22 protein-coding genes are annotated in these 23,687 nt (G+C 73.6%); 14 read left to right on the plus strand and 8 right to left on the minus strand.

All coding sequences use genetic code 11. The annotated features are described in order from the left end of the window. Nucleotides 1–1,103: methyltransferase domain-containing protein (locus IF47_RS28095; protein WP_157840020.1), on the minus strand; the 1,103-nt coding region annotated here is incomplete at its 3' end. 607 nt (nt 1,104–1,710) lie between these two features. Here IF47_RS28095 and IF47_RS0122610 point away from each other — a divergent pair. The 6 genes from IF47_RS0122610 (at nt 1,711) to IF47_RS0122635 (ending at nt 7,173) form a co-directional block, all read left to right on the plus strand. Further along, a complete protein-coding gene (locus tag IF47_RS0122610) occupies nt 1,711–2,307 on the plus strand; it encodes a DUF4956 domain-containing protein (protein ID WP_031510776.1) in 597 nt (198 codons plus the stop codon). Continuing rightward, complete coding sequence (locus tag IF47_RS0122615) at nt 2,304–3,182, plus strand: polyphosphate polymerase domain-containing protein (protein WP_211257249.1); 879 nt, start codon at nt 2,304–2,306, stop codon at nt 3,180–3,182. Before IF47_RS0122610 ends, IF47_RS0122615 begins: the two co-directional genes overlap by 4 nt. 136 nt (nt 3,183–3,318) lie before the next feature. Continuing rightward, the gene (locus tag IF47_RS0122620; protein ID WP_051718106.1) at nt 3,319–5,073 is read left to right on the plus strand and encodes a CotH kinase family protein; all 1,755 of its coding nucleotides are present in this window, start codon (nt 3,319–3,321) and stop codon (nt 5,071–5,073) included. A gap of 383 nt (nt 5,074–5,456) precedes the next feature. Beyond that, the gene (locus tag IF47_RS0122625; RefSeq protein ID WP_031510779.1) at nt 5,457–6,086 is read left to right on the plus strand and encodes a DUF6230 family protein; all 630 of its coding nucleotides are present in this window, start codon (nt 5,457–5,459) and stop codon (nt 6,084–6,086) included. Continuing rightward, nucleotides 6,077–6,466 carry a DUF6114 domain-containing protein gene (locus IF47_RS0122630; protein WP_051718109.1) on the plus strand — a complete coding sequence of 130 codons (390 nt, stop codon included), beginning with the start codon at nt 6,077–6,079 and terminating at the stop codon, nt 6,464–6,466. The genes IF47_RS0122625 and IF47_RS0122630 overlap by 10 nt, the downstream gene beginning before the upstream one ends. Beyond that, nucleotides 6,463–7,173, plus strand: coding sequence for a hypothetical protein (locus IF47_RS0122635; protein ID WP_031510781.1), 711 nt, complete (start codon nt 6,463–6,465; stop codon nt 7,171–7,173). The genes IF47_RS0122630 and IF47_RS0122635 overlap by 4 nt, the downstream gene beginning before the upstream one ends. A 222-nt stretch (nt 7,174–7,395) precedes the next feature. Here the strand turns inward: IF47_RS0122635 and IF47_RS0122640 are convergent, their stop codons facing one another. Both IF47_RS0122640 and IF47_RS0122645 read right to left on the minus strand, forming a co-directional pair. Then, on the minus strand, nt 7,396–8,754 hold the full coding sequence (locus IF47_RS0122640; protein ID WP_245641196.1) for a nicotinate phosphoribosyltransferase: 1,359 nt from the start codon (nt 8,752–8,754) through the stop codon (nt 7,396–7,398). Nucleotides 8,755–8,812: 58 nt separating this feature from the next. After that, on the minus strand, nt 8,813–10,306 hold the full coding sequence (locus tag IF47_RS0122645) for a bifunctional aminoglycoside phosphotransferase/ATP-binding protein (RefSeq protein WP_031510783.1): 1,494 nt from the start codon (nt 10,304–10,306) through the stop codon (nt 8,813–8,815). A gap of 599 nt (nt 10,307–10,905) precedes the next feature. Between IF47_RS0122645 and IF47_RS0122650 the strand changes: the two genes are divergently transcribed. Together IF47_RS0122650 and IF47_RS0122655 are read left to right on the plus strand one after the other, a co-directional pair. After that, nucleotides 10,906–11,163 (plus strand): DUF1876 domain-containing protein, encoded by a 258-nt coding sequence (locus IF47_RS0122650; protein WP_031510784.1) that lies wholly within the window; start codon nt 10,906–10,908, stop codon nt 11,161–11,163. A gap of 142 nt (nt 11,164–11,305) precedes the next feature. Next, a complete protein-coding gene (locus tag IF47_RS0122655) occupies nt 11,306–12,160 on the plus strand; it encodes a nitroreductase family protein (protein ID WP_078592041.1) in 855 nt (284 codons plus the stop codon). Nucleotides 12,161–12,177: 17 nt separating this feature from the next. On the opposite strand, the gene IF47_RS0122660 is transcribed toward IF47_RS0122655, so the two are convergent. Further along, nucleotides 12,178–12,462 carry a DUF1540 domain-containing protein gene (locus tag IF47_RS0122660; protein WP_031510787.1) on the minus strand — a complete coding sequence of 95 codons (285 nt, stop codon included), beginning with the start codon at nt 12,460–12,462 and terminating at the stop codon, nt 12,178–12,180. 378 nt (nt 12,463–12,840) lie between these two features. Here IF47_RS0122660 and IF47_RS0122665 point away from each other — a divergent pair, with 378 nt between their 5' ends. After that, complete coding sequence (locus IF47_RS0122665; protein WP_031510788.1) at nt 12,841–14,559, plus strand: sensor histidine kinase; 1,719 nt, start codon at nt 12,841–12,843, stop codon at nt 14,557–14,559. A gap of 262 nt (nt 14,560–14,821) precedes the next feature. Here the strand turns inward: IF47_RS0122665 and IF47_RS0122670 are convergent, their stop codons facing one another. Continuing rightward, nucleotides 14,822–15,334 carry a flavodoxin domain-containing protein gene (locus IF47_RS0122670; protein WP_031510789.1) on the minus strand — a complete coding sequence of 171 codons (513 nt, stop codon included), beginning with the start codon at nt 15,332–15,334 and terminating at the stop codon, nt 14,822–14,824. 224 nt (nt 15,335–15,558) lie between these two features. On the opposite strand from IF47_RS0122670, the gene IF47_RS0122675 reads away from it, so the two are divergent. From IF47_RS0122675 to IF47_RS0122700, 5 genes are all read left to right on the plus strand, one after another. Further along, nucleotides 15,559–16,461 carry a universal stress protein gene (locus IF47_RS0122675; RefSeq protein WP_031510790.1) on the plus strand — a complete coding sequence of 301 codons (903 nt, stop codon included), beginning with the start codon at nt 15,559–15,561 and terminating at the stop codon, nt 16,459–16,461. Nucleotides 16,462–16,594: 133 nt separating this feature from the next. Then, nucleotides 16,595–17,542: a universal stress protein gene (locus IF47_RS0122680; protein ID WP_051718111.1), complete on the plus strand. Its 948-nt coding sequence runs from the start codon at nt 16,595–16,597 to the stop codon at nt 17,540–17,542. 157 nt (nt 17,543–17,699) lie between these two features. After that, entirely contained in the window at nt 17,700–18,365 is a 666-nt protein-coding gene (locus IF47_RS0122690) for a DUF4389 domain-containing protein (protein WP_031510792.1), read from the plus strand. Continuing rightward, nucleotides 18,362–18,742 (plus strand): hypothetical protein, encoded by a 381-nt coding sequence (locus tag IF47_RS0122695; protein ID WP_031510793.1) that lies wholly within the window; start codon nt 18,362–18,364, stop codon nt 18,740–18,742. The genes IF47_RS0122690 and IF47_RS0122695 overlap by 4 nt, the downstream gene beginning before the upstream one ends. 166 nt (nt 18,743–18,908) lie before the next feature. After that, the gene (locus tag IF47_RS0122700) at nt 18,909–21,584 is read left to right on the plus strand and encodes a cation-translocating P-type ATPase (protein WP_078592042.1); all 2,676 of its coding nucleotides are present in this window, start codon (nt 18,909–18,911) and stop codon (nt 21,582–21,584) included. 48 nt (nt 21,585–21,632) lie between these two features. On the opposite strand, the gene IF47_RS0122705 is transcribed toward IF47_RS0122700, so the two are convergent. The 3 genes from IF47_RS0122705 to IF47_RS0122715 form a co-directional block, all read right to left on the minus strand. After that, entirely contained in the window at nt 21,633–22,631 is a 999-nt protein-coding gene (locus tag IF47_RS0122705; protein ID WP_031510795.1) for a 2-hydroxyacid dehydrogenase, read from the minus strand. A 215-nt stretch (nt 22,632–22,846) separates the two neighbouring features. After that, nucleotides 22,847–23,368 (minus strand): peptidoglycan recognition protein family protein, encoded by a 522-nt coding sequence (locus tag IF47_RS0122710; protein WP_031510796.1) that lies wholly within the window; start codon nt 23,366–23,368, stop codon nt 22,847–22,849. Beyond that, nucleotides 23,368–23,580 (minus strand): twin-arginine translocation signal domain-containing protein, encoded by a 213-nt coding sequence (locus tag IF47_RS0122715; RefSeq protein ID WP_031510798.1) that lies wholly within the window; start codon nt 23,578–23,580, stop codon nt 23,368–23,370. Before IF47_RS0122715 ends, IF47_RS0122710 begins: the two co-directional genes overlap by 1 nt. Nucleotides 23,581–23,687 lie beyond the last annotated feature (107 nt).

Below are 23,687 nucleotides of genomic sequence, written 5' to 3' on the forward strand. Positions count from 1 at the left end.
GGTCCGTCGGCGGCGCGCCGCTCAGCATCGTGAAGCAGTACATCGAGCAGCAGAACCGGCCGCTCTGACCCTGGCTCAGGTGAACAGTGCGGATCCGTGGACACGGCTGAGGTCAGAGCAGTTCTCAGATTCGCTTCACCACCGGGCTGAAGCCCGGTGCACTGCGAACAGCCCCGGTAGCCGTGGGCGTCGAGCTCCGCCGTCGGGACGCGGGCGGTGCGGCGGCGGACGGGGCCGCGGCCCACGAGGTGACGGTGTTCCCCGGCGTACGGCAGGCGGTGGCCGGCGACCGGCAGGTGTCCGGCCGCCCGCCCCTCCAGCGTCGCCTCCAGGCGACGCCCCCGGCGCCTCACCACCGCCTCGCCGGACCAACTCGACGAGGTGGTGGCCACCGTGGTGAGCAGCAGCCCGCCGTCGGCGAGTTGCGCGAGCCAGGCCCGGGGCACGTACGGCACCGCGAACGTCGACAGGACGCGGTCGTACGGAGCGCCGTCGGGGCAGCCGTCGAGACCGTCGGCGGTGACCACGCGCACCCCCGAGCCGAGGGCGTCCAGCCGTGCGCGGGCGGCGTCCGCCAGGTGCCGGTCCGACTCCACCGAGGTCACCGCGCCGGGCCCCAGGATGTGGGCGGCCAGGGCGGCCGTGACACCGGTGCCGGTCCCCAACTCCAGCAGGCGCAGGCCCGGTCGGAGCCGTAACCGCTGGAGCGTGTGGACGGTCATGGAGACCACGCTGCTCAGCCCCGTGATCCTCCCGCCGGCCACCATCCCGCGCCGCTGGGCGGTCACCCGCTCACCGTCGTGCTGGACCAGCACCGAGCCGCCGCCGTGGACGACCTCCGACCACTCGGCGCGGTCCTCGGGATGGGCGCCGTCCAGCAGTTGCCACACGCCCGGCCGCGCGCCGGGTTCGTTGCGGCGCACATAGGCCCGCGGCAGCAGGACCTCGCGCCGCACGGCCGACAGTGCCGCGCGGACCGCCGGGTCGCGCAGCTCCCCGCTCGCCTCCAGCCGGGCGACCATCGCCAGACGCGCGGCCGTGAGGTCGTCCGTCGGCGGGGGAGGGGGCGCGTCGGGGCGAGGGGACGGTGGGGGACGGTACACGGGCGTCTCCGGCAAGTGGTGGGCGGGCGGGGTGGGGTGGGGGCGCCGCGAGGGAGCGCCGCGTGCCCCGGGATCTGGCTACCCCACCGGGCTCGGATCTCACCGTCGTCGGCACGGGAGCCGAAGGTCTTCGCTCTCTACCGGAAATCTTTCGGTAGAGAGCGTGAACGCTTTCCCGTGCCAAGCTCTCTGATGGGGTGTCGGTCGCGTTGGTTCCTCTTCCGTTTCCGTCCTGAGCTGGGATGTGGAGGGAAGGAGGCGCTCTCGTCGCCGCACATCTCCCCGGAAAAGTTCCGGTATTCAGCATTCGGAAGACGGTTCCGGTCAGTGAACGACGCTCTCGGAGCGGACCGCGCCCGGTACCCGCGAAGCGCGGGCTGAGCTGCCCCGACGCCCCGCGCCGGGGAGCGCGCCGGGGCGTGAGGCCACCGTCCCCGCCCGCTGTGACCAGCGGTTTCCCGGGGACGATGGTCGGCCGGAAGTGGATGGCGGTGACGGCGGGGCCGGATTTACCGTGCTGGTAACCGCCAGGACGACGTCGGTTCACCGCGCGGACACCCCACAGCCGCCGCGGGCCTCCCCCCACCACCGCCGGAAGGACTACGACATGGCGCAATTGGCCCTGTTCCTGTGCGACATCGCCGCAGTGAGTCTCCTGGTGTTCGGCCTGTACTTCCCGCGTCACCGCCGCCGGGACCTGGTGGTCGCCTACCTCGGCGTGAACGTCGGGGTGTTGGCGGTGGCCGGTTCGCTGAGCGCCTCCGGCACCGGCGCCGGACTGGGCCTGGGCCTGGCCCTGTTCGGCGTCCTGTCGATCATCCGATTACGGTCCACCGAACTGGACCAGCACGAGGTCGCGTACTACTTCTCCTCGCTGGCCCTGGGACTCCTCGGCGCGGTGGAGACCTCCCACGTGTGGCGCTCGGTCGGGTTGATGGCGCTGATCCTGGCGGTGCTGTTCGTCGGCGACCATCCGCGGCTGCTGCGCGCCCACCGGCGCCAGGTGATGGTGTTGGACACGGCGCTTTTCGACCACACCGCCCTGGTGGCCCACCTGGAACACACCCTGGGCGCCCGGGTCCACTCGGTCGGCGTGCAACGGGTCGACCTGGTCAACGACACCACCGTGGTGGACGTGCGCTACCGAGGCGCACCGGGCGCCCGTTCCGAGAGCACCGCCGGCGCGGTGGCGGTGCGGCCGTGAGCCCCGCGCGCCTGGGAACCGTGGTGGAGGGCCTGCCGCCGATCGACCTGGACGAGCTCGTCGCGCGCGCGTCGTTGCAGACCCGCGTCGACCGCAAGTACGTCCTGCCGGTCGACGCGGTGGCGGCCCTGCTGAGCCGGCTTCCGTCCGGCACCCGCGTCCTGGAGATCGAGGGGGACCGCGACTTCGCCTACCGGTCGTTGTACTTCGACACCCCCGAGCTGACCGGCTACCTGATGGCCGCGCGCCGCCGGCGGCGCCGGTTCAAGATCCGCACCCGTGTCTACGAGCAGTCGGGCGAGTGCCTGCTGGAGGTGAAGGTCCGGGGGAACCGGGGCAGCACCGTCAAGGAGCGGCTGCCCCACGACCCGCGGGACCGGGAGACCCTGGAGTCGGGGCGTCACTTCGTCGACGCGGTCCTGGCCGAGAACCGCATCGTCGGAATCCGGCGGTTCACCCTGGTTCCGACGCTGACCACCCGGTACCGCCGCACCACCCTCCATCTCCCGGACACGGGCAGCCGCGTCACCATCGACACCGACCTGACCTGGGAGGACGGCGACCACCGCCTCCAGTTGCCCGGCACGGTGGTGGTGGAGACCAAGACCGGCTCCACGGCCTCGCACGCCGACCGACTGCTCTGGCACGACGGACACCGGCCCGTCCGCATCTCCAAGTACGCGACCGGCCTGGCCGCCCTGCGCCCGCACCTGCCCGACGGGCCCTGGCGGCGCACCCTGCGCCGGTACTTCCCGCCGGAGGCCGTCCGCCTCTCGACGATCGCCGGTGCCCGGGCCGCCGACGTGCCGGACGGGGGAGCCCGAGCCGTCCGTCCCCCGGAGCGGGGGCGGTTCGACTCGGTGATGTCCCACTAGCGCCCGCCGGCGCCCCGCTCGCGAACCATCGCACGCGACCCTCATTCGACGTGCCGGAACAGGACCAGTGGCAGCCGCTCGCGTCTGCCTTCGCCGCGTCACGGATAGAGGTGCGACTGTTGTGCGCAGGAAACGGATGAGTGTGGTGGGTCTGCTCGCCGCGTCGGCCATCGTCACGACGGGCGGCACGGCGGGCGGCACGGTGGTGTCCGGCGCCCCCGCGCCGTCGGGCACGGCCGGGGCCGCCGAGCGGGCCGCGACGGCGGAGAGTCGTCGGGAGGGGGCCGGGGACATCGCGTTCTCCGTGCCCAGCGGGACGTTCCGGGGGGAGGTGTCGGTCTCCCTGACCACCTCCGTCCCCGGCGCCGAGATCCGGTACACCACCGACGGGCGACCGCCCACGGCCGCCTCACCGGTGTACTCCGGCCCGCTGCGGTTCACGGCCACCACCCAGTTGCGCGCCCGGGTGTTCGTCGCCGGCGCCGCCGCCGGCGAGCCGAGCACGGCGCTGTACGTGGCCCGCTCGGTCGACGCCACGCACGATCTGCCGCTGCTGGTGATGGACGCCTACGGGGGTGGGAAACCCGGCCGCGAGTACCGGGACGTCGCGGCCCTGGTGATGGACCCGAAGGGCGGGACCACCTCCCTCGGCGCGACTCCGGAGCCGGCCACCCGGGCCGGTTTCCACCTGCGCGGGCAGTCCTCGGCCACGTTCGAGAAGGCCCCGTACCGGCTGGAGCTGTGGGACGAGGACGACGACGACGTCGACCACCCGGTGCTGGGCATGCCGGCCGACTCCGACTGGGTGCTGCGGGGACCCTTCCCCGACAAGACCCTGATCCGCGACGCCTTCGCCTACGAGCTGGGGCGGGAGCTGGGGCTGAGGACCCCGCGGCACAGGTTCGTGGAGCTGTACCTGAACCTCGACGGAGGGCCGTTGGGCGCCGACGACTACCAGGGCGTCTACCTGCTGGACGAGAACATCAAGCGGTCGCCGGACCGGGTCGACATCACGAAGCTGAAGAAGAGCGATCTGACGGAACCGGCCGTCACGGGCGGCTACATCTTCAAGTTCGACGCCTACGCGGCCCAGGAACCGAAGCTGCCCTGCACCGGTGACACGCGGACCTGCTGGCGGGACCTGGAGGTCGTGGAGCCGTCGGCGGACGATCTCCGGCCCGAGCAGCAGGCCTGGCTGGCGCGGTACGTCCAGAGGTTCCACGACTCGCTCCGCGGCCCGAACCCCTCCGACCCGCGGACCGGCTACCCGGCGTACATCGACGTCGACTCCTTCGTCGACCTGATCATCCTCAACGAGCTGAGCCGCCAGGGCGACGCCTACATCCGCAGCCAGTACTTCCACAAGGACCGCGGCGGCAAGATCGTCGCGGGGCCGCTGTGGGACTACGACCTCGGCTTCGGCGCCGTTCCCGGCTCGGACATGATCCAGGGCTGGCAGTTCCAGCCGTTCTCGTTCCCCGGCTTCCCGGCCACCACCGACTGGTTCCTCAAGCTGATGCAGGACCCGTCGTTCAACCAGAAGGTCAGGCAGCGGTGGCAGGGGTTGCGCCAAGGGCCGCTGTCCGACGCGCGGTTGAGGGAGAAGGTCTCCCGGCTGGCCGCGCCGCTGACGGGCGCGGCCGAGCGCAACTTCCGGAAGTGGCCCAACCTGGAGAGCCGCATGGTCGGGCCGTTCCAGACCAAGACCAGCCGGACCTGGCAGGAGCAACTGCGGATGATGGAGGACTGGCTGGTCCAGCGAGCGGCCTGGATCGACTCCTCCGGTTGGCGGGTCACCGCCGGCCCCTTCTCGGCTCCCGAGTCGGACACCGGACCGAAGACGGGGACGCCGCCCGCGCTGCCGCATCTCAGGGGGCGCGAGGGGCACTGACCCGACCGTCCGCCCCCGTCCACCTGCGCGTCCACCCGTCCGACCACCCGTCCGCCGCGCACCGGCGGCGCGCACCGACGAGCCGGCCCGACCTCGGGCCGGCTCGTCGCGCTTTCGGCCCGGGACGCCCGCCGCACGGGCGCGGCGGGGGCCTTTCGAATGACCGAAAAGCGTCTGTGCGGAATCTTGCCGGTGACCACAGGCGCACCTACAGTCAACCTACCCGCCGGTATTGACATGTTCACTAATACCGGACGCCCCGCGTGTGCCCCACGGCCGCGGGCGGAGCCGCACCACCGAGCACGAGTGACACCGATCAACGCTGTTCGTATGCCAGTGGCACGTCCGCGACGGCTTCGCGGACGTCGCCGGAGGGGTGTGTGATGAAGGACGTTCAGGAAAGCACTCGGGAAAGACCCACCACGGGCCGCGTCAGATGGCGCAGGTTCAGCGCCGTCGCCGTGCCCGGCTTCGCCGTCACCGGCGTACTGGCCGTCGCGCTGGCCCAGGGGGCCCTCGCCGCGTCGTTCGCCGTGTCCGGCCAGCAGTTCAAGGTCTCCGCGGACCGCCTCACCGGTTCGGGCTTCGCGCAGTACGGGAGCGTGGACGTCAACGCCCGCGACGAACTGCTGCCCGTCGCGGTGACCGGCATCAAGGAGGCCAAGCTCGAGAGCCTCTGCCAGTCGGTCGTCACCACCCTGCCGATCCTCGGCGACATCTCCCTGAACCTCACCGCCGGCAAGCAGAAGCCGGTCGAGGCCACCGACCTGTTCGTCGACGCCGTCCAGCTCTCCGGCGACGCCTCGTTCCGGAACATCGAGATCGGCCGCGACGCCTCCACGCTCGACAAGGGCCCCGACGGCGCCCAGGGCATGCAGGACGCGTTCTCCCAGCAGGCCGACAGCCTGGAGATCAGGAATCTGAGGCAGGTCGCCTGGGCCACCAACGCCGGGACGTTCAAACTGTCCGGCCTGAACATGAAGATCACCAAGGGCAAGCGCGAATGCTTCTGAGGTGGCGGACCTGGCGGCGCGGCAGGCCCTTCTGGGGAGGGCTGGTCACCATCGCCGCGGGCGTGGAGATCGCCGTCATCCCCCTGGCCCCGCTGAAGGTCATGCTCCACCAGGGAGCGGCCGGAGTCGGCTCCGTCCTCCTGGGAGCCGTCATGATCGTGATGGGGCTGTCGGCCTGGTTCGCGCCCCAGTACCGCTCGCTCGCCGGCATCCTCACGGCCATGGTCGCCGCGGCGGCCCTGGTGCTCTCCAATCTCGGCGGCTTCCTGATCGGGACGGTCGCCGGTGTCATCGGCGGCGGAATGCTCTTCGGCTGGCAGCCGGACGTCCCGCCGTCGTCTCCCCTCCCCACCCCCCAACCCTCAGAGGAGACAGCATGACGCACCGCTCGTTACTCCCCCGCGCCGTCCGGACGGCGGTCCCCCTCGGCGCCGGCCTGGCCGCGGCGGCGGCCCTGGTGCTGGCCGGGACCGGTACCGCGGCGGCCGAACCGACCGCCGCGGCGGGGTCCACGACGGTCACCCCGGCCGGGCACTACTTCAAGGCGAGCATGGTCGGCACCGCCACCTTCAAGGCGGGCATCGTGACCGTCACCTGCACGGTCTCCACCTCGGAGCCGACCGGACCGGTCGGCACCGACGCCAGGAACCGGGTTCCGGAGGCGCCGAACAACACCAACGCCGCGGGGCCGGTGTCCAACACCATCAACCCGCCCACCTACGGCTCGTGCCGGACCAGCATGCCGGGGGTGTCCGCCACCATCACCACCACCGGCACCTGGGGCGTGTCCGTCCAGCACGGCGCGCCGTCCACCGCGGCCCTGACCATCCCCCAGGCCGGTTTCGTCCTGAAGACCAGCGGTCTGGCGAACTGCACCGTGACCGCGGCCCCGAACGGTGACGCCACGGTCGCCGGCGGCTGGACCAACGGAGCGCCCTCCCGGCTCTCCTTCTCCAACGCCTCCGTGCCGGTGGACGTCGTCGGCGGGTTCGGCTGCCCGACCAGCTCCACCAGCTCCACCTTCAGCGTCGCCTACGACGTCACGGACGTGACCGACCCGACGTCGCAGATCACCGTGACCGGGTAGTCCGGCGGCCCGCCGGGCGAAGCGGCTCCCGGGCGGTTCCCGAGCAGGGCCCCGGACGGCGACCAGGCTGCCGTCCGGGGCCCGTGCCGTGCGCCGGGCGGTCTCACCGGCTCACCGCTTCACCGTTTCACCGACGGGGCGCAACCCGTTCAGGGCGGTCTCGCCCGCGTCGTCGGCGAACGGGGGGACGCCCCAAGACCGCGCCGCACCCGCCCCCATCCGTCACCCGTCACCCGTCACCCGCCGCTCGATACGGCGTCGGACCTCGTCGGTGAGACGGGCCAGGGCGTCGGAGACGACCGGTACCGGCGGCACCGGATCGTCGATCCGCCGGGCCGCCTCGGGCAGTTCGGCCAGGTCGGCCTCGAACCGCTCCCGGGCCACCGACAGCGGGACCGGCCCGGCGACCCGGTGCCCGCCGGACATCACCGTCCGCAGCAGGGGAGCGGTGCCCGGCGGCGGTTCCTCCTCCCGCAAACCGACGGTGTCGACGGTGCCCGGCCCCCGGAACACCTGCTTGGCGCCCGGAGCCGTCACCTTCGCCGCCGACAGCTTCATCACCGGACGCCCGTCGTAGGAGACCAGCTTGTAGGCCGAGTCCAGATACGGCGCGTCGGCCGACACCCCCACCCTGGTGCCCACCGCGTACACGTCGATCGGGGCGCCGGAGCGCACCAGGGTGTCGACGCGGGCCTCGTCCAACCCACCGCTGGCGACGATCCGCACCTCGGTCAGCCCCGCCCCGTCCAGGACGCGCCGCGCCCGCACGGCCAGGTCCCCCAGGTCGCCGCTGTCGAGACGGACACCGCAGCCCGTGCCGGGCACGTGCCCCAGGTCGCGCAGCACCCGGGCGGCCGTGGCCACCCCCCGTTCGGTGTCGTAGGTGTCCACCAGGAACGTCACCGGACCCGGATGGGCGCGGGCGAAGGCCCGGAAGGCCGCCTCCTCGTCCTCGTACGCCTCGACGAAGGAGTGCGCCATGGTGCCCACCGCCGGCATCCCGTAGGCGGTGGCCGCGGCGACGTTGCTGGTCCCCGCGAACCCCACCAGGGACCCGAGCCGAGCCATGCGCAACCCGGCCTCCACCCCCTGCGTGCGACGCAGCGAGAAGTCCACCACCGGACGGCCCGCGGCGGCGATCACGCAACGCGCCGCCTTGGACGCCACCGCCGTCTGGTGATTGAGCAGGTTCAACAGGGCGGTCTCGGCGAGCTGCGCCTGCGGCAACGGGGCCGTCACCTCCAGCAGGGGCTCCCCGGCGAGCACGATCCGCCCCTCCGGCACCGCCCGCACCTCGCCGGTGAACTCCAGACCCACCAGCGGAGCAAGCTCCTCCACCGGACGGTGCAGCGCCTCGGCGAAGGCGGCGGCCTCGGCGGACCCCACCCGCAGCCCCTCCAGATAGGACAGCGCCGACTCCAACCCCGCGGCCACCAGGAAACCGCGCCGTGGCGGCATCTTCCGGACGAACAGGCTGAAGGTCGCCTCGCCGATCATGTCGTCACGCAGGTACGCCAGGGCCATGCTCACCTCGTACAGGTCGGTGGTGAGCGCTCCCGGCACCGTCATCTGTCCGCTCATGGTCAGTGGAGATCCGTCCGTGGGGGCTGGTGGTGGGCGTGGAACGCGGAGCCGCGCGTCACCCCGGCTCCATGTACGGGCGGCGGAAGAGGGCCGCCCGCCCGGTTCCGTGGGGACGCACGGCCGCCACCGCCCGGTCGACCGAGGCCCGCGGCGGGCCGCCGGTGTCCACGGGGACGGCCTCCGGCCACGGCGCCTCACGGGCCGCCATGGCGGCGGCGATCCCCGCGTCGGCGTCGGAGGGCCCCGGGGCGCGACCGGCCAGACGCTCGGCGGCGACGTCCCCCGGCACCACACAGCGCAGGGCCACCAGGTCGGCACGGGTGGCCTCGGCCACGCGCCGGGCCGCCTCCCGCTGCGCCGGGTCCGTCCAACTGGCGTCCAGCACCACCGACTCGCCCGACGACAGCAGGGCGGACGCCCGCTCCAGCAGCGCGGCGTAGGTGGCCTTGGTCCACCGCGGCGCGTACAGCCCCTCGCCCCAGCCGGCCGCGGCGGACCGCTCCGGAGGGATGCCCGCCAACTCCTTGCGGACGCGGTCGCTGCTGAGCAGCGTCGTCCCCAGCCGGTCGGCCAGGGCCCCGGAGAGCGTCGACTTGCCGCTGCCCGGACCCCCGCCGACCAGGACCAGCGTCACGGCGGAGGCGCGCAGGTGGTGGAGGGCCAGTGTGACCAGGTGCCCCGCCGCCTGCCGGGCGCCGGGCGCGCCCTGCCGGGCCTGGACGAGGGAGACCTTGGCGCGGACGAAGGCCCGGTAGGCGACGTAGTGGTGCCACAGGGAAGGCGGCGCGGGATCGCCCGAGTACTCGCCGTACCGGGCGAGGAAGAACGCCGCGGCCTCCGGCGCGCCCAGCCGCTCCAGGTCCATGGAGAGGAACGCCGCGTCGTCCAGGCCGTCGACGTACCGCAGCCGGTCGTCGAACTCCAGGCAGTCCAGGACGCGCGGGCCGTCGTCGAGGCAGAAGACGTCCTCGGCGAGCAGGTCGCCGTGGCCGTCGACCACCCGCCCCTCCCGGACGCGGGAGGCGAACAGCCGCTCACGACCGGCCAGGTAACGCCGCACCAGACGCTCCGCCTCCGGCACCCCCGCGGGCACCCCGACGTCCCCCTCCACCGCGCGGACCTGCGCGAAACCCTCCTCCCACCGCGAGGCGAGCGCGTCCCGCGTGCCCTGCGCGTCCACCTCCGGGCCGCGCGGCGCCTCCGCGTGCCGCGCCGCGAGCAGCCGGGCCACGGCCCGCAGGGGCTCCGTCACGTCCCCGCCCCGCCGCACCAGGTGGGACAGCCGGCGCTCGACGGGCATGCGGCGCATCACCACCATCGGCTCCGGCCCCGGCTCCGGTTCCGAGGCGTCCGCGGCCGGGCAGTGGACCTCGGCCAGACCCAGGTAGACGTCCGGGGCGAAACGGCGGTTGAGCTCGACCTCCCGCTCGCACCCCCGCCGCCGGGCGGCGAGGGTGGTGAAGTCCACGAATCCCAGATCCACCGGCTTTTTGAGCTTGTAGACGCGATCCCCGACGAAGAACACGACCGCGGTGTGGGTCTCGTGCACATCCGCGCGCGGGGGCCCCGCGGCCTGTGGACCCACGCCGCCCCGGGAGGCGGAAACGGTGGTTCGCGGTGTGGACATCCTCGTGCTCCCTGGACGACGGTTCCGGGCCGGCCCCGAACGGCGGCCGGACACTCCGGCACGTGGTGGGGAGTACCGGGGACACCCGGCCCGGAAACACCCCGCCCGGACGGCCTCCGCCGTCCGATGGAACCCCCGAGGTCCCGGGGGTACCGTGGAGGAACAGGAGCCGGACGCGCATCGACGTCGAGGACGTCGAGGAGGTGCCGTCGATGCCCCAGGAGACGACCCCCAGGACGGGCACCCGAGAGGGCGGGGCCCGCACGCGCTCCGCGTCCGGACGGGGCGGCGGACCGGAACTCCGGCCGCCCGCACGACACAGACCCTCCCGCCGGCGGCCCGCGCCGCACCGGCCCCCGGTCACCGCCGCCCCTCCCCGGCCGACCCGACCGACCCGACCGACCCGGCCGGAAGCCGACCGGGAACGGCACCCGGCCCGCACGGAGGGCGCGCCGAGACCCACCGCATCCGACCCCACCGGCGGACCCGTCGACGGTCCGCGCCACGACAGGGAGCAGACGATGCCGCAGCACACACAGGACTGGCAGGTCCGCCTCCACCTCTCCGAGGAGGACGGAACGACGAAGGCACGCGCGGTACTGGACATCGGCGGCAACGCCGTCACCGGCCAAGGCGTCGCGCGACGCAACCCACGCGACAGGGACGTCCCCGAGATCGGCGACGAACTCGCGGCCGGCCGGGCGATGAACGACCTGGCGCAGAAACTGCTGACCATCGCCCGGACCGACATCGAGGGCATCTCCCGCCCCGGCCCCTGACCCACCCACCCGGCCGACGCGGCCCCACCCCACGCGCCGGACACGCGCCGGGCCCCCGCACCCGGGCCCGGCGCGGTGCCACGGGCATCCCGCACCCACCGCCCGCCGACCGGCGGACGGGCGACAGTCAGGGGGAGAACCGGTGAGCACCCGGACACTTTCCGAAGAACGCGCCGTGGACCTGGTCCACGACGCCACCACGGCCCCGTCCGTGCACGACACGCGGCCCTGGCGCTTCCGCTGCCTGCGGGGCGAACGCACCTTCGAGATCCGCGCCGACTCCGAACGCGCCCTGCGGCACGCCGACCCCGACGCGCGCGGCCTCCACATCGGCTGCGGCGCGGCCGTGTTCAACCTGAGGGTCGCCGCCGCCCACGCCGGATGGCGCCCGGAGGCCCGGCTGCTGCCCGACCCGCGGGACCCCACCCTGCTCGTCACCGTCCACCTGGCCGACCCCGACGGCGGCGAGAGCGACCTCGCCGCGCTGTACCCGGCGGTCCACCGACGGCACACCGGCCGCCTGCCGTACGCCGGGAAACCGATCCCGACGTCCGTGCGGTCCGCCCTGGCCTACGCCGCCCGCCGCGAGGGAGCCCTGCTGGAGTTCCCCGGCCCCCGGCACCTCGGCCGGGTGCCGGAGCTGATCGAGAAGGCGGAGTCCCGCGACCACGCCGGCACCCGGAGGATCCCCGGCCGCGAGGCCGCGGACGTCGAACGCGCCCCCCGACTGGCCCTGCTCAGCACCCTTCGGGACCACCCCGAGGACTGGCTGCGGGCGGGGCAGGCCATGGAACGCGTCCTGCTGCTGGCCACCTCCGAAGGGCTGGTCGGAGCGCCCGTCACCCAGGCCGTCGAATGGCCCGACCCGCGCCGGCCGCTGCGCGACCCCGTGTCCGGCAAGGGCCGGGTGCAGATGGTGCTGCGGCTGGGCTACGGACCGCCGGGACCGAAGACGCCGCGCCGCCCGCTGCCGGACGTGCTCGACATCGACCCCTGAGACCCGACCCACCCGCCCTACAGCGGTGAGTAGGTGAGACAGTCGGCCGAGTCCTGCCGGGCGCCCACCGAGATCCCGGTGGCCCGGCACTCGAAGTCGGTGTTGTACCGACAGTCGGCCATCTTGCAGGCGCCGACATGACCGACGGCGGACGGACTGCCGCCCTTGCGCGGCGCGGTGAAGAACGTGTCGCAGTGCGCGTGCAGGGAATCGCCGACGGTGATGGCCAGCGCGTGGCAGCCACGGTCCCTGTTGTACGCGCAGACCTCCACCGCGCACTCCGTCACAGCGGGCATCTCCATGGGGCGCTCCTGAGTGCTCTCTTCCGGCCGCCGGCTCTCGGGCACGACCGCTTCCCAGAGTGGCCGCCCCACCCGCCGGCACACCGACGCCGCCCGCCGAAACGCCGGAGTTCACCCGAAGGACGTGAGCCGGTGGAGGAGGGAGCGGGGTGGAAAAGTGTGCCAAGCGGCACGCAAGCGGAATTGGGTCGACGGTGCCGGCCGGCCGTGCTCCTTGGACCCTTTCTTCTCAACCAGCCTGCTGTGACGGCGAGTTGCCGACACCACGGGAGGGTTCGGAACCGGACGGGGGCCTTGGGGTGGGGCGGTGACGCGATGAGGTGAACGGTTACGGTGAGGTCCGGAAGGCTCTTGGGCCTGGCGGAGGGACCTGTGGGCATGGAGGACAAGGAGCGCGGCGCAGCCGGTCGTCTGCCGCGGTTGCAACTGGACGAGCTGCTGGACGAGTTGCAGGTGCGCATCGACGCCGTGCGCGGCACCCGGGACCGGGTGCACAGTCTGCTCGAGGCCGTGCTGTCGGTGGGGCGTGAGCTGGACCTGCCGCATGTGCTCCAGCGGATCGTGGAGGCCGCGGTGGTCCTGGTGGACGCCGAGTACGGGGCCCTGGGGGTGATCGGGGACGACGGCAGGCTCTCCCGGTTCATCCCGGTGGGCATGGACGAGGAGCGGATCGAGGCCATCGGTCCGCTGCCGTCGGGCCACGGGCTGTTGGGCGAGCTGATCCGCCATCCCGAGCCGCTGCGGGTGCCCGATCTCTCACGGCATCCGGGTTCCAGTGGTTTCCCGCCCCACCATCCGCCGATGCGCACCTTCCTCGGCGTGCCGATCCGGGTGCGCGAGGAGGTGTTCGGGAACCTCTACCTGACCGAGAAGCGGGGCGGACGGGAGTTCGACGCCGAGGACGAGACGGTGCTGTCCACCCTCGCCGTGGCGGCGGGGGTGGCGATCGAGAACGCCCGGCTGTACGAGCAGGCGCGGAACCGGGAGCGCTGGCTGAGGGCGAACACCGAGATCACCGCCGGGCTGCTGTCGGGGGTGGACGAGCAGCGGGTGTTGGAGCTGATCGTCGATCACGCGCGGCGAATCCTCTCCGCGGATCTGGGGGTGCTGGCCCTGCCCCTGGAGGGCACCGAGAACCTGCAGGTGGCGCTGGCGACGGGGGAGCGGAGCGAGGCGTTCCGGGGGTTGGTGCTGTCTCGGCGGGGCTCGTTCCTGGGGGCGGCCATCGAGGCCGGTGGGCCGATCACCAGTGCCCATATCGCGGAGGACCCGCGGATCACGACGGGGGCTTCCCGTTGGGAGGGGATGGGGCCCGCGGTCGCGGTGCCGATGGGCACCGGGGGCGGGGCGCACGGTGCTCTGCTGTTGGCGCGCGGGGCGAAGGCGGCGGCGTTCACCGAGGTGGAGACGGACCCTCTGTTGTCGTTCGCGGCCCAGGCGGCGGTGGCGATGGAGTTGGCGGAGCGGCGGCGGGTGGCCGAGCAGGTGGCCCTGCTGGAGGATCGGGACCGTATCGCCCGTGATCTGCACGATCTGGCGATCCAACGGCTGTTCGCCACGGGGATGACGCTGCAGAGCGCGGTGCGTTTCGTGCAGCATCCGGAGGCGAGCGAGCGGTTGCTGCGGGCGGTGGACGACCTGGACGAGACCATCAAGATCATCAGGTCGACGATCTTCGGGCTGCGCAGTCACGGGACCGGTCCCGCCGGGCGGGGGTTGCGGGTGCGGGTGGCGGAGGTGGTGGAGGAGTCCGTGCGGAGCCTGGGCTTCACGCCGGCGTTGCGGATGGAGGGGCTGGTGGACACCGATGTGCCGCCGGCGGTCGCCGACGACGTGGTGGCGGTGCTGGGGGAGGCGTTGTCCAATGTGGCGCGGCACGCGCGGGCGTCGTCGGCCGAGGTGTCGCTGGTGGTGGGTTCCGGGGTGGTGACGGCCACCGTCGTGGACGACGGGGTGGGCATCTCCCCGGGAGGTCGGCGCAGTGGGCTGAACAACCTGGCGGAGCGGGCGGAGAAGTTCGGGGGCGGGTTGTCGATCGAGTCGCCGGAGGGCGGTGGCAGCCGTCTGGTGTGGCGTGTTCCGCTGACGGAGGGCTGAGCGGAGGGTCGATCGGGGCGCTCGGGGTCGCCGGTCGCCTTGCGGGTTCCCCGTCTTCGGGTCACCGTTCCCGGGGTTCCGGTGTGGTGCGGTCGGGGCGGTGGGGGTGGCGGGGTCCTGGGGTCGGTGTCCCGGAGGACGAGCGCCTGGACGTGTCGGGGGCGGTGTGCCGCGGCGCGGAGGATCCCCTTGAGGCCGGGTCGTCCGGGGTCCGGTGCGGCTCCGACACGGCGGGGCGTGGTCGTGTGGCGGGTGGGTGGGGTCAGATGCTCAGGGGGGCGGTGACGAGTTCGTCGGCGACGGTGTGGGCCCAGCGCCGGATCCGTTCGCGGTTCCGGAAGTCGCCGCCCTTGCCCTGTTGGAGGAGCTGTCGGGCGATGAATCCCTGTGCGTGGTCGGTGAGGCTGCCGCCGAAGGTGATGTGTTCCCGGGCGTCCAGGTGGGCGGCGATGCGTGCCACGCGGGGAGCGGGCGGGATGTCGTGTTCGTCGGCGGAGAGGTCGAGTGGTCCGCTGCTGAACAGCCACACCGGCAGTCGCCGCAGTTGGCGGCGTCGGCGGCGGGCGAGGCGGGTCGCCTCGCGACGCCAGTGGCCCGCGTAGAGGCCGGAGCCGAGGACGACGGCGTCGTAGGGGGCGAGGTCGTCGACCTCGTCGGCGGGCAGGACGTCGGTCTCCAGGTTCCTTTCGCGGAGTGCTTCGCCGATCCACTGGGCGATCTCGGCGGTGGAGCCGTTCTTCGAGCCGTAGGCGACGAGGACGTGTCGTGGGGTCATGGCCGGCCGCCTCCTTCCCTGTCGTGTCCGGTGTGGGGGCGGGGGGTGGCGTCGTCGTGGGGGGTGCGGCCCTGGTGAGCGTCTACCCAGTGTGGCCGGTGGTGTGACGTGGGGGTGGGGCGGTACTCGGTCGGGGCCCGTGTCCCTTCGGGGGCGGGTGCCCCGGCACGGGGCTGGAAGCGGGGCGGAGCGCGGCTCCGCTCGGGCACCGGGAGGTGGGAGCCATGCCCGGCACCGTCATCGTGGGCTTGGACGGCTCGCGGGAGAGTCTGGCGGCCGCGGACTGGGCGGCCGGTGAGGCGCGGTTGCGTTCGTCGTCGCTGCGGGTCGTGCACGTGGAGGAGGTGGAGTCCCACCATCGGCGTTTCCTGTCGTCCCTGGACGAGGAGACGCGGGAGAGGTGGCGTCGGATGCCCGACGAGGCGGTGGCCGGTCTGGTCGGGCGCCACCCCGGCCTGGAGATCGAGGTGGAGCGGCTCTCCGGTCGTCCGGCGGAGGTGTTGAGGGAGGCGGCGGAGGGTGCCGAGTTGTTGGTCCTGGGGTCGCACGGCAGGGGGGCGTTGACGGGGTTCCTGGTCGGTTCGGTGGCCTTGTCGACGGTGGCGCACGTTCCGTGTCCGCTGGTGCTGGTCCGGGCCGGGGGCGAGGCGGAGAGCGAGGCGGGGGGCGGGGTGGAGGGTGTCGGGGGGAGTGGCGCGCGCCGCGAGGTGGTGGTGGGGCTGGAGCTGAGCAGGCCCGCCGAGGAGGTGGTGGAGTTCGCCTTCGAGGCCGCCGCCGCGCGGGGTGCGCCGTTGCGGGTGGTGCACGGTTGGGAGCCGCTGCCGGTCTACGGGATCAATCCCGTCGCGTTGGGGCCCGATCCGGTGGCCGAGCCCGCGGAGGAGAAGGCGCGGGTCCTGTCGGCGGCGCTGCGTCGGTGGCGGGACGGTTATCCGCGGGTGGAGGTGGTGGAGCAGGTGGTGATCGGCCGGCCGGCGCGCCGTCTGTTGGACGTCTCGGCGGCGGCGGATCTGGTGGTCGTGGGTCGTCGGGTGCGTCGTTCGCCGTTGGGTTTCCACGTCGGGCCGGTCACCCATGCGCTGATGCACCACTCGCCTGTGCCCGTCGCGGTCGTTCCGTACCGCTGAGGTGTGTCGGGTGGGGGTGGGTGGGGTGGCCATCCCGAGGCCACCCCAAGCGGAAACGGGATTTTCCGGACACCCTGGTGGGTAGCGGTGCGAAGTCCTCGTCACCGTGTGGACAGGGACGGGAGGAAGGACGATGGACGCCAACGGCACCAACGGCACCGGCGCGCCTTGGGGGGAGGGGGAGCCGCACGGGCACGTGGCCGTCGGGGTGGACGGCTCTCCGCGGTCCGAGGCGGCGCTGAGGGAGGCGGTGGCGCAGGCGCGGCGCCGCACGGTCCCGTTGGAGATCGTGCACGGCCGGCCGTGGGCGCGTGTGGAGGGGGCCGGGCGCGGGTGGGGCGCCGCCTCCCGGGAGGAGGCGCGGGAGCTGGCGGACGGGGTCGCGGTCCGGGTGCGGGAGACGGCTCCCGAGCTGGTGGTCCTGGTCGGGGTGTCGGAGGCGGAGGCGGCCGAGGCGCTGGTGGAGGCGAGTCGGCGTGCGGCGCTCACCGTGGTCGGTTCCCGCGGGTTGGGCGGGTTCACCGGGCTGCTGCTCGGTTCGGTGAGTCTGCGGGTGGCCGCGCACGCCGCCGGGCCCCTGTTGGTGGTGCGCGGCGCCTTGGAGGAGGAGGGCGGGGGGCTGGCGCACGACACGGTCGTGGTCGGGGTGGAGAGCGGGGCCGACACCGACGCGGTGGCGCTGGCCTTCGAGGAGGCCGCGGCCCGGCACGCGGGGGTGACGGCGGTGCACGCCTGGGTCTACCACCATCTGTCTCCGCCCGGTGAGCCGCTGGTGCCCAGCAGTCCGGTGGGGGACGACATCGCGCGGATCGCGCGCAGCGAGGCGGCGGCGGCCGAGGAGGTGGTGGCGCCGTTCCGGGAGGCGTACCCGCGGGTGCGCGCGCACGTCAGGACGGTCAACGGCAGTGCCCAGCACGCGTTGGTCGAGGCGAGTCGGACGGCGGATCTGGTGGTGGTGGCCGCTCACCGTGGGCGTGGGCGGCTGGCCCTGCGGCTGGGGCCGGTGGTGCACTCCCTGCTCCACCACGCCCACTGTCCGGTGCTGGTGGTGCCGGTTCCCGGCAAGGGCGGAAGGCCGTGACGGCCGTGCCGGTGGGCGGTGCGAGCGCCCGTGGTTCCGCCGGCGGGGTCGCCGGGCGGATCGCCGCCCGTCTCGTCGCGCGGGGTGTGGCGGCCGAGGCCGTCGCCGCTCCCCGTGTCCTGTTCCCGGCCGACGTCGAACGAAGGAGTTGATCACCATGGCCCATCAGGCGACCGCACCGGTGCGGCCCGTGACGGTGGAGGCGGCGTTGGACGAGCCGCTGTCCCGCTGGTTGTGGCTGGTGAAGTGGATCCTGCTGATCCCGCACTACGTGGTGTTGTTCTTCCTGTGGGTGGCGTTCGCGGTGGTGACCGTGGTGGCGTTCTTCGCCATCCTGTTCACCGCCCGCTATCCGCGTCCGCTGTTCGACTTCAACGTCGGCGTGCTGCGCTGGGGCTGGCGGGTGTCCTACTACTCGACCGGCGCGTTCGCCACCGACCGTTACCCGCCTTTCAGTCTGGGGCCGGAGCCGGAGTACCCGGCGCGGTTGGACGTCGCCTATCCGGAGCGCCTCTCGCGTGGTCTGGTGTTGGTGAAGTGGTGGCTGTTGGCGATCCCGCACTACATCGTGGTCGGTTTCCTCGCCGGCAGCGCGGGCGGAGAGCGGTGGTGGTTCGCCTACGCGGGGCTGATCACCGTCCTGGCGTTCTTCGCGATCGTCGCCGTGGCCTTCACCGCCGGCTATCCCCGGGGGCTGTTCGACCTGATCGTGGGGTTGAACCGGTGGGTGCTGCGGGTGGTGGCGTACGCGGCGTTGCTGACGGACGTCTATCCGCCCTTCCGGCTGGACCAGGGCGGTGGGGAGCGGGAGCCCGTGCCGTGATCCGGGCCGTGGCGGTGCTCTTGCTGATCGCGCACGCCCTGGTGCACTTCCGGGTCTGGGTGACCCCGGTCGATCCCGAGCACCCGCCTCCGTTCGATCCGGGCCGTTCCTGGGCGTTGGGCACGGCGGGCGTGCCCGGGGAGACCGCCGGGGCCGCGGCGGCCGGGTTGGCCGCGGTCACCGCCCTGCTGTACGCGGGGGCGGGGGTGGCCCTGTTGGCGCACAGCGGCTGGTGGGCCACCGCGGCGGTGGCGGCCGCGGCGGGTGGGCTGGTGCTGAAGGTGCTGTGGTTCAACCCGTGGTTGGTTCCGGGCATCGTGGTGGATGTGGGTGTCGCTCTGGCCGTGGGGCTGGGGCGGCCGGCGTCCCTGCACTGAGCGGCGCGATTCGTTCCGTTCCGTCGGCCGGTGCGGCACGGGGTGTGGACGCGGGCATGGGGGCGGGTGTTTCGGGTACCGGCGGCGCGGTCTCCGGTTCTCCTCTCCGCCCGCGTGGTCGGCGGGGGCCGGGGTGAGTGGGAGCGACGAACAGGAGGAGACCACCATGCACGGTCCGCCCGCGGCTTCCTCTGCCGCCGAGGTCGCGCGTCCGGACGGGCTCACCGAGGAGGAGGCCGCCCGGCGGCTGGCGGAGGTGGGACGCAACGAGGTGGGGGAGGCTCCTCGGACGCCGTTGTGGGCGCGGGTGGTGGCGCAGTTGCGCGACCCGTTGATCCTGGTGCTGTTGGGGGCGGTGGTGCTGACGGTGTTCACCGGGGACTACAACGACGCCGTCGTCGTCGCCCTGGTGATCGTGGTGAACACCACGGTGGGTGTGGTGCAGGAGGTGCGTGCCGACAACGCCATCGCCGCGTTGACGGCCCTGTCCGCCCCGGCGGCGCGGGTGGTGCGCGACGGCGCCGAGCGGGAGGTGCCGTCGGCCGAGGTGGTGCCGGGGGATGTGCTGTTGTTGGGGGAGGGCGACATCGTCCCGGCGGACGCGGAGCCGGCGCACTCCTCCGCGCTGCTGGTCGACGAGTCCGCGCTGACCGGCGAGTCGGTGCCGGTGGACAAGGACGTCCGGGCCGGGACGCCGGAGGCCGCCGAGCTCCGGGCCGGCACCGTCGTGGTGCGTGGGCGTGCGGTGGCCACCGTGACCGCCACCGGGCCGCGCAGCGCGCTGGGCCGCATCGCCGTCCTGCTGCGTCCTCGTCGGGAACTCACCCCGTTGCAGCGTCGGTTGGCGGATCTGGGCCGGGTGCTGGCGGTGGTCACGGTGGGGTTGTGCGTGCTGGTCCTGGTGCTGGGGGTGGTGCGGGGGCAGTCCCTGGAGACCATGGCGGTCACGGCGATCAGCCTGGCGGTGGCGGCCGTCCCGGAGTCGCTGCCGGCGGTCGTCACGCTGGCGTTGGCGCTCGGTGCGCGGCGGATGGCGGCTCGCAACGCGCTGGTGAGGCGGTTGCCGGCGGTGGAGACCCTGGGGTCGGTCACCGTGTTGGCCACCGACAAGACCGGCACCCTCACCGAGGGGCGCATGGTGGTGGAGAAGGTGTGGACCCCCGAGGGCACGGTCCGTTTCACCGGCACCGGGTACGGGCCGAGCGGGGAGGTGCTCTCCGGTGAGGGCCCGCCCGATCCGCGGGTGGCGGACGCGGCGCGGAGGTTGTTGGTGGCCGCCGCGCTGTGCAACGACGCGGCGCTGCGTCCCCCGGAGGAGGACGGGGGCGATTGGACGGCGCTCGGCGATCCCACCGAGGCGGCGCTGTTGGCGGCGGCGGACAAGGCCGGCGTCGGTCACGCCGAGTCGCGGCGGGCCCATCCCCGGATCGGGGAGGTGCCGTTCGACAGTCTCCGCAAGCGGATGACCACCGTTCACCGCGCGCCGTCGGGGGAGTCGGCGGTCTTCCTCAAGGGCGCGCCGGAGGCGGTGTTGAACGGGGTGTTCCTGGAGGAGGACACGCGGCGGTTGGAGCGCGCCCACCGGGAGGCCGCCGCGCTGTCGGCGGAGGGCTACCGTGTCCTGGCCGTGGCGTCGGGCCGCTCGGAGGGGGAGCCGGGCCGCTGGGAGGACGTCGAGCGGGGGCTGCGGCTGCTGGGTCTGGTGGCGATCAGCGATCCGCCCAGGGAGCCGGCCGCCGCCACGGTGGCGGCGTGCCGTGAGGCGGGCATCACCCCGGTGATGGTCACCGGGGACCATCCGGCCACCGCCCGCGCGATCGCCGCCCGGCTCGGCATCCTCGACGGCGACGGCGGCGGGGTGGGCGGTTCGGAGCCGTCGGGGACGCCGGAGGTGGTCACCGGCCGCACCCTGGCCGCCGGTGAGGTGCCCGACGCCTCGCGGGTGCGGGTGTTCGCCCGTACCGATCCGCAGCAGAAGGTGGACATCGTCCAAGCCTGGCAGGCGCGGGGAGCCGTCACGGCCATGACCGGCGACGGCGTCAACGACGGGCCGGCGCTGCGGCAGGCCGACATCGGCGTGGCGATGGGGCGGCGGGGCACCGAGGTGGCCCGGCAGGCCGCCGATCTGGTGCTGGCCGACGACGAGCTGCGGACGGTGGTCGCGGCGGTGGAGGAGGGGCGGCGGGTGTACGACAACATCCGCCGTTTCCTGCTCTACGGCATGGCCGGGGGCGCGGCGGAGATCCTGGTGATGCTGGTCGGCCCGTTCCTGGGGTTGACGGTTCCGCTGGCGGCGAGTCAGATCCTGTGGATCAATCTGCTCACCCATGGTCTGACGGGTGTGGCGATGGGCGCGGAGCCCGTTTCCGCGAACGCCATGCGCCGGCCGCCCAGGCCGCCCGACCAGCATGTGCTCGGCGACGGCCTGTGGTTGCGGATCGTGCGGTTGGCCGGGGTGGTCACCGCCGCGTCCCTGGCCGCGGCGGTGTGGGCCGAGGCGTCCGGGCAGCCCTGGCAGACGACGCTGTTCCTGTCGCTGTTGGCCGCTCAGCTCGGTGTGGTGCTGGGGTTGCGGGAGCGGCTGTTGACGCGGGAGAACCCGTTCCTGCCCGTGGCGGTGCTGGGTGCGGTCGGGCTGGGCGCCCTCACCGTCGTGGTGCCTCTCCTGCGGGGTGTGCTGCGCACCGAGCCGATCGGTGTGGCCGCGGTGGCGGTCGTGGTGGCCGTGGGCGTGGTCGGGTTCGCCTGGGCCCGGTTCGAGAGCCGCTTCACGCGCGGCGCCGGGTCCGGGCCCGGTGTGTCCGCGTCCGGGGGGCGGGAGGTGGTGGGGGCGGCCGTCTGATGGTCGGTCCCGGTGCGGTCGCGCCCGCGGCGGGCGCGCCCGCACCGGTCAGGCGGGGGGAGGGACCAGGGTGTTCTCGCCGGTGCGGCCGGCCAGGTGGTCCTCGACGTTGCGGGCGGTGGCGGCCACGATCTGGCCGACGGCGTCGCGGGTGAAGTAGGCCTGGTGGGAGCTGACCAGGACGTTGCGGAAGGTCATCAGCCGTGCGAGGACGTCGTCGGTCATCACGTCCATCGAGCGGTCGAAGAAGAACACCCCCGCCTCCTCCTCGTAGACGTCCAGGCCCACGCCGTCGAGCCGGCCCGCCCGCAGGGTCTCCACCAGGGCCTGGGCGTCGATCAGTCCGCCGCGACTGGTGTTGATCAGGATGGCGTCGTCCTTCATCCGGGCCAGGGCGTCGGCGTCCACCACGTGGTGGGTGTCGGGCAGCAGCGGCAGGTGGAGGCTGATCAGGTCGGCCTCGGCGAACAGCCGGTCCCGTTCGACGTACTCCATGCCCAGCTCCAGGCATGCGGGGTCCTGGGCGATGTCGGAGCCCAGCAGTCGCATGCCGAAGCCGGAGGCGATCCGGGCGAAGGCGGTGCCGATCTTCCCGGTGCCCAGCACGCCGGCGGTGCGTCCGTGGAAGTCGCGTCCCAGCAGGCCGTTGAGGCGGAAGTCGAAGTCGCGGGTGCGGGCCACGGACCTGGCCACCCTGCGGTTGACCGCGAGGGCCAGGGCCCAGGCGAACTCGGCCACCGAGTAGGGGGAGTAGGACGACACGCGGGCGACGGACAGGCCCTCCTCCCGGGCCGCGGTCAGGTCGATGTTGTTGTAGCCGGTGGCGCGTTGGGTGATCAGCTTCGTGCCGCCGCGTGCCAGGGCCGTCAGGACCTCCGCGTCCAGGACGTCGTTGACGCTGCTGCAGACGACCTCGCAGCCGGCGGCGGTCGAGACGGTGTCCCGGTCGAGCACCAGGTCCAGGCAGCGCAGGCGGTGCCGGTCGTCGAACGCCTCTTCCAGCAGGGGGCGTTCGTCGGCGACGACTCCGTAGGCGACGATGTCCAGTGCCCTGCCCGCCGTGTCGCTCACCGTTTCCTCCACGCTGTCTCCCTGTGCCGTCCGCGTCCGGGCCCGGGGCGCCCCCGGGGTCGTCGGGGGGGCGGTACCCGCCGGTGGCCGCCGGCGAACCCGCCCCGTGGAGTCTTCCGTGACCCGTGCCCGCTCTCCCAGGGCCGAACGGGGCACGCGGGGTCGGTGCCCGTGCGGGGGGCGCCGCCCGGTCAGGGGCGGGAGCGGGGTTCCAGGGAGCCGTCCCGCACGTGGGAGGAGAGCCGTCCCGGGCAGGAGGTGGCCGTGTGGTCGGCGTGCCGGTTGATCGCGTCGCCCGCGCCGCCGACGTCGCGGAGGTGGGCGATCGACCAGCGCAGGGCGTCCAGGAGCGGGTCGGTGACGGGGTCGTAGTGGGAGGAGGTGCCGCCGGTGAGCGAGCACACCGCGTACCAGTTCTGGTTGCCGGAGGCGGAGCCGTTGGCGGCGGTCCGCACGCCCGGTCCCCGGCCCTCGAAGACGTGGCCGTGGACGCACACCAGGTGGGTGTAGGCGATGTCGCCCCACCCGTTGGTGTTCATGTGGTGGTCCTGGATGCCGCGTACCTGGCGGGCGCAGTCGCGGTGTTCGGAGCAGGCGACGGGTGAGGCTCCCACGTGGTGGATGGTGACGCCGCCTTTCCCGGGGGTGATGTCGGTGGGCCGGTTCCGGGCGGGGCGGGCTCCCCAGGCCGAGCGGGGGACGAAGAGGGCCATCAGGTGTCCGCCCGGTCCAGGTCGCACCGGACGCCCGCGTCGGGGGGTTCGTCGCAGACGTCGTCCGGGGGTCGGGGAGGGACGGGTGCGGGGGTGTGGGGGGTGGTGGGTGCCGTGCCGTGGGCCGGGGTGGGGAGGGCGGTCGCGCCGGCGGCGACCGCCGTCCTGCCGGCCAGGTTGAGGAAGCCGCGTCGCGTCGGTCTGGGGGACAAGGTCGTTCTCCTGCCGCGGAAACGAGGGTGGGGTCCGAGGGTGGGGTCGGCGCCGGCCCGTGCCTCCGCCGGTGGAAGGGGGCGTTCCGGGGCGGTGGAGGGGGGTG

This window comes from Streptomyces megasporus (genome assembly GCF_000718985.1).
Taxonomy (GTDB): Bacteria; Actinomycetota; Actinomycetes; order Streptomycetales; family Streptomycetaceae; genus Streptomyces; species Streptomyces megasporus.

Excerpts from the sequence above, each read along its gene's own strand:
- IF47_RS0122620 (WP_051718106.1), top strand. The coding sequence starts at position 3,319 with ATGAGTGTGGTGGGTCTGCTCGCCGCGTCGGCCATCGTCACGACGGGC.
- IF47_RS0122710 (WP_031510796.1), bottom strand. The coding sequence starts at position 23,368 with ATGGCCCTCTTCGTCCCCCGCTCGGCCTGGGGAGCCCGCCCCGCCCGG.
- IF47_RS0122630 (WP_051718109.1), top strand. The coding sequence starts at position 6,077 with ATGCTTCTGAGGTGGCGGACCTGGCGGCGCGGCAGGCCCTTCTGGGGA.
- IF47_RS0122660 (WP_031510787.1), bottom strand. The coding sequence starts at position 12,462 with ATGGAGATGCCCGCTGTGACGGAGTGCGCGGTGGAGGTCTGCGCGTAC.
- IF47_RS0122640 (WP_245641196.1), bottom strand. The coding sequence starts at position 8,754 with ATGAGCGGACAGATGACGGTGCCGGGAGCGCTCACCACCGACCTGTAC.
- IF47_RS0122625 (WP_031510779.1), top strand. The coding sequence starts at position 5,457 with ATGAAGGACGTTCAGGAAAGCACTCGGGAAAGACCCACCACGGGCCGC.
- IF47_RS0122635 (WP_031510781.1), top strand. The coding sequence starts at position 6,463 with ATGACGCACCGCTCGTTACTCCCCCGCGCCGTCCGGACGGCGGTCCCC.
- IF47_RS0122690 (WP_031510792.1), top strand. The coding sequence starts at position 17,700 with ATGGCCCATCAGGCGACCGCACCGGTGCGGCCCGTGACGGTGGAGGCG.
- IF47_RS0122665 (WP_031510788.1), top strand. The coding sequence starts at position 12,841 with ATGGAGGACAAGGAGCGCGGCGCAGCCGGTCGTCTGCCGCGGTTGCAA.
- IF47_RS0122680 (WP_051718111.1), top strand. The coding sequence starts at position 16,595 with ATGGACGCCAACGGCACCAACGGCACCGGCGCGCCTTGGGGGGAGGGG.
- IF47_RS0122700 (WP_078592042.1), top strand. The coding sequence starts at position 18,909 with ATGCACGGTCCGCCCGCGGCTTCCTCTGCCGCCGAGGTCGCGCGTCCG.
- IF47_RS0122610 (WP_031510776.1), top strand. The coding sequence starts at position 1,711 with ATGGCGCAATTGGCCCTGTTCCTGTGCGACATCGCCGCAGTGAGTCTC.
- IF47_RS0122675 (WP_031510790.1), top strand. The coding sequence starts at position 15,559 with ATGCCCGGCACCGTCATCGTGGGCTTGGACGGCTCGCGGGAGAGTCTG.
- IF47_RS0122670 (WP_031510789.1), bottom strand. The coding sequence starts at position 15,334 with ATGACCCCACGACACGTCCTCGTCGCCTACGGCTCGAAGAACGGCTCC.
- IF47_RS0122650 (WP_031510784.1), top strand. The coding sequence starts at position 10,906 with ATGCCGCAGCACACACAGGACTGGCAGGTCCGCCTCCACCTCTCCGAG.